Consider the following 4,067-nt stretch of genomic DNA (forward strand, 5'->3'; position numbering starts at 1 on the left):
CCCTCACAAGGCGGCCCTCGCCGGATGGGTACGTTCTGAGCCACGTCAAGCGGGTGAAATTGTAGGACCAGATTGACCATGCCGATCTTCACCTGCTGCTCGGAGAGGGAGCGCCGCGGTGGCCGGCCGAACTGGATGCGCCAGTTCGTTGGCTAGCGGATCAGCAGGGCTGTTCGGCTGGAAGAAATTGCCATTAAAAGCCCAGCGCATTGGCGATCTCAGCGCCAACGGCCCAGAGCTCAGCCTGGGTCAGCATCGCGCGCTTCGTGGCCAGATTGAGGAAAAATTACCTTTCGGCGGCGTGGCAAGGCGCAGCAGGACGGCCGTGCTGACCGGTCTTCGCCACCAGGCGCCGGATACTCTGGTGCACGTGGCTAGCGATGTTTTGAGCTCTGGCATAGCCGTTACCGACACTGAGGGAGTACAATCCATCAATACCCTGGGATAGAATATCCTTTTATCGAAACAGCATGTTAGCTGCCTCACCCCGGTGAAGGTCGGCCGGGCAATCTTGGTATGTCATGGAATCGCAGGGACACAGTGCGCGGAAGGGTTGTTCGGTTCCGCATCTCTCGGCCTGAAGGCAGGCACTGCGCCGCGAGGATAGCCCGGTGACAGGCCTTGCCTTCGAGCGTGCAACCGCCGCCGCCTTCGAAAATCTCGGCTGGACCACCAAGCTGACCCAGGCCAGCGGAGATTTCGGCGCCGACGTGATCGCCCACTTCGGCACGACCAGCATCGTCATCCAGTGCAAGTACTACAAGGACCATGTCGGTCTATCCGCCGTGCAGCAAGCCTTTACAGCCCAGAGGCACTTCAAGGCTGATATGGCGATTGTCGTTGCCCGCTCCGGCTTCACGCGCGCAGCCAAGACATTGGCCGAGAGCACTGGGGTCAAGCTGGTCCGCCTGTCGGACTTGAAGCGCCACTGTGAATTCGACCGGTCAGTCGAGGCCGCTCGGGCTCGGCAGGAGCACGAGGCTAGGGAGAAGGCCCGCAAGGAGCGGGCGCTGGCAGCAGCCAGGGAACGCCGCGCCCGGGAGGAGGCTGAAGCCCGCGAACGCTTGGCACGGCAAGCCCGGGAAGCAAGAGAAAGGGAAGCAGCGGCAGCGAGGGCTCGCGCGGCCGCTGAGGAGGAGCGGCGTGCCCGGCAAGCGCGGAGCGACTGGCAGGACTACGACAAGGCGGTAGGGGTATTCGAAGGCAAGAGGGAGATCTACAAAGCGCGCTGGGCGTACTTCCTGCTGCCTGTCATCCTGGCCGCCGCGATCATGATCCCCATGACGCCTAGACCCGGATTAGGCGTGGTCTTCTTGGCGGCGGCGGCGGGTGCTGGCCTCTACTGGTTCCTCTTCGTCGTGAGCAAGCCGGGAACCTGGCCGGTAAGACCATCAATGCCCAGACCGGCTGGCATGTTGGATCCGCACGCCGGAAAGGCGGATCGGCAAGCCGCTGCCAAGGATGCCTCCTTCATGGAGAGCGAGAGCGGCCGAGAAGGGCCTGGAAAGGTGATCCGGTGGTGCCCAGGCTGCTCGACCGGCCTCAGGCTCCCCATGAGGAAAGAGGGCACAGTTCGCTGCAGGGCCTGCGGCGACCGGTTCTGGGCGCGGACCTAGCAGGGCCAGCAGGGGTTCAGCGGTCAGGACCACACCAGCATCACTGCGCCGCATACCCGCATGAGGCCGGACAGCAGGCCGTCGATGACGGTGAGCTGGGAGAGCTCGGATCCTGTGGGCCCGGACGTTCTGGTTGCTAAAGACGTTGTAGCCGTAGCGCTGGCCGATATGACCGAACATCTGGGCGCCACACCCTCATTGCAGGAGCCCTGAACTGGGTGAAGGTGGTGTTGTTCAGCAGGTCCGCCTTGACGTCGCCGTTCACCATGGCGCGTAGCGTTGCCGGATCATTCTGTGGCATCAGCTTGTTGAACTGCACCTTGCGGCAGGTGATGTCGGACACGCCTGCCAGTTTGCCGTAGCCCGAAACAGCGGCGATGTCGCGGTGGCGCGGCCAACTCCTAACTGATAATCCACCCTTACCGGAAATAAAGCGATGACTGTCACAATCGGATGTGTAGGGCTCTTTGGTTCTGCAAGAGCAAGCAACCGCCCCGTGGTCTTCTGAGGCATCCACATAGTTCGCTCTTCCTCCTGCGCGGTCATCTCGGACAATAACGGCCATCGTTCCCTCCATCTTCGCCGCGCCAGAATTTTGGCCAGCTAAGCGGGGCAGACGTTCAATGGACAGCCATTTGGCGTGAGGATTCTGGTGATCCGAACTATGCCAAGTTGGGAGGCCCGATTCGCGCCTTAGACCACGTACGCCCGCAGGAATGCCACCCTCAGGAAGTCTGAGGACTTTAGAGACCGGCGCGAGGACTCTGGTGATAGAACCGGTCGCCTAAATAGCTGATTCTGCTAATTAAAAGCAAGATATCCCGAGGACTTTAGAGACCAGACTAATAGGTAGAATCTAATATCCTCTACAAATAGCTAGATCACCAGAGTCCTCGGCGACAGTGTAGGCTACTCGTGCCAGTGTCGGTTTGCTCTCTAGATGGAGTGATTGGCAGAAGAAGGTAATGCCATGGGAACGGTGCACGACATTCTGGAGATGAGAGGCAAACAAGCCGCTCTTGCTCTGGACCTCGATCGTGCAGCTGTTGAGGCCGCCTCTGCCTATCTGACGGATGAGGACACGTCCGTTGGTTATCTATTCTCTGGCTGGACTCAGGCCGCCTTACCCCATAAGCAGCTTCCTCCTGACCAAGTCTGGGAGATCCGGACCGAGCGAGTAACACTTTTAGTAGAACCTGGTCGCAAACCTAGCGCAACTGAGGGGCTACCGCCGATCAGTATCGGGGTACCATACGGCTCTCGAGCCCGCCTCATTATGCTCTACCTGCAATCTGAGGCCCTGAAGACGGGCAGTCGAGAGGTGGAACTCGGGAAGAGCCTGCGCGCTTGGTTTGCGCGACTGGGCATCGCGCCGGGCGGTAAGAGCATCAAAGATGTCCGCGAGCAGGCAGAACGTATCTCCCGCTGCCGCCTCAGCTTTCACATGGCTGCAGCTGGAGGAGCCCCCGGCGGCTTGGTAAACCAAAACATCGTCGACACGGCGATGTTTATCGACGCCGAGGATCCGGACCAAGGCTCTCTGTTTTTAGAGACAGTGAAGCTTTCCGAGAGTTTCTTCGAACAGCTCAAGAAGCACCCAGTACCTATCGAGGAAGCCGCAATCCGGGCCATCAGTAATAATTCCATGGCATTAGATATTTATTGCTGGTTGTCCTACCGCCTGCATGTACTTAAGGCGCCTACGCCAGTGACATGGCCGGCACTAAAGGCTCAATTCGGTGCTGGGTTTAGCAAGCTGGCACACTTCAAGTACAAGTTCGGCCCGAACCTCCAGCTTGCATTGGCCGTGTATCGGGACGCTAAAGTGGAAGCCGAGGAGCGCGGCCTCATCCTATATCCCTCGCGGCCACCGGTGGCACCCAAGCAGCTGCTGGCGCGGTAGCTGAAGAGATCACTGGAGTCCTCGCCCAGTTAGCAAAGATTTTGAGGACTCTGGTGATTAGGAGAAGTGTAGACGCTCCTCTAACTGTCAACTGGACACATCGAAGAACCCGTTGCTGCGGCTGTGAGAGGGCAAGTCGGAGCGCAGGGGCAGTGGCTTCGTCCCTTGTGGCGAGGATGAGGAGTGATCGGCTCTGTGTGGCCCAAACCCCCTATTCACCGGCGCCGTGGCATTCTACAGGCGCAGTTAGAGCGCTGAGCCAGGCGATGTGAATAAAGTTAAAGGCCAAGTTGGCCATGCCGATCTGCACCTGCGCTCGGGCCGTGCCGTCGGTCGATGCCGATATGGCTCTTGTAGCCAAGGATTGGCACCGTGATCTGGATGGCTTGGCGCTGATGGCCTTCTGATTTGGGCTTGGTCCTGCCGCGCTTGAGCGCCCAGCGTGCGCCGCAATCCTTCTTTGCCCGCTTGGCCTTTGACCAGTGCGTCGGCGTACCGCCCTCGCGAATGGTGGCTTTCTCCTCAATGGTGAGCTTCTGGCGTGGCGC

3 protein-coding genes and 1 pseudogene are annotated in these 4,067 nt (G+C 59.8%); 2 read left to right on the plus strand and 2 right to left on the minus strand.

Features of this window, described 5'->3' with window-relative positions; genetic code table 11:
• Positions 1–611: 611 nt before the first annotated feature.
• A complete protein-coding gene (locus tag F0Q34_RS21380) occupies positions 612–1,616 on the plus strand; it encodes a restriction endonuclease (protein WP_161600996.1) in 1,005 nt (334 codons plus the stop codon).
• A gap of 136 nt (positions 1,617–1,752) precedes the next feature.
• Here the strand turns inward: F0Q34_RS21380 and F0Q34_RS21385 are convergent, their stop codons facing one another.
• Entirely contained in the window at positions 1,753–2,181 is a 429-nt protein-coding gene (locus F0Q34_RS21385; RefSeq protein WP_149814396.1) for a hypothetical protein, read from the minus strand.
• A gap of 405 nt (positions 2,182–2,586) precedes the next feature.
• Here F0Q34_RS21385 and F0Q34_RS21390 point away from each other — a divergent pair, with 405 nt between their 5' ends.
• The gene (locus F0Q34_RS21390; protein WP_149814397.1) at positions 2,587–3,519 is read left to right on the plus strand and encodes a replication protein RepA; all 933 of its coding nucleotides are present in this window, start codon (positions 2,587–2,589) and stop codon (positions 3,517–3,519) included.
• A 278-nt stretch (positions 3,520–3,797) separates the two neighbouring features.
• Here F0Q34_RS21390 and F0Q34_RS21985 read toward each other — a convergent pair.
• A pseudogene (locus tag F0Q34_RS21985) lies at positions 3,798–4,067 on the minus strand (hypothetical protein); the annotation flags it as partial.

It is taken from the genome of Teichococcus oryzae (assembly GCF_008386565.1).
GTDB classification, from domain to species: Bacteria; Pseudomonadota; Alphaproteobacteria; order Acetobacterales; family Acetobacteraceae; genus Pseudoroseomonas; species Pseudoroseomonas oryzae.

Bases quoted from the DNA above. Each gene is read 5' to 3' on its own strand.
- F0Q34_RS21385 (WP_149814396.1), bottom strand. From the start codon at position 2,181: ATGGCCGTTATTGTCCGAGATGACCGCGCAGGAGGAAGAGCGAACTAT.
- F0Q34_RS21390 (WP_149814397.1), top strand. From the start codon at position 2,587: ATGGGAACGGTGCACGACATTCTGGAGATGAGAGGCAAACAAGCCGCT.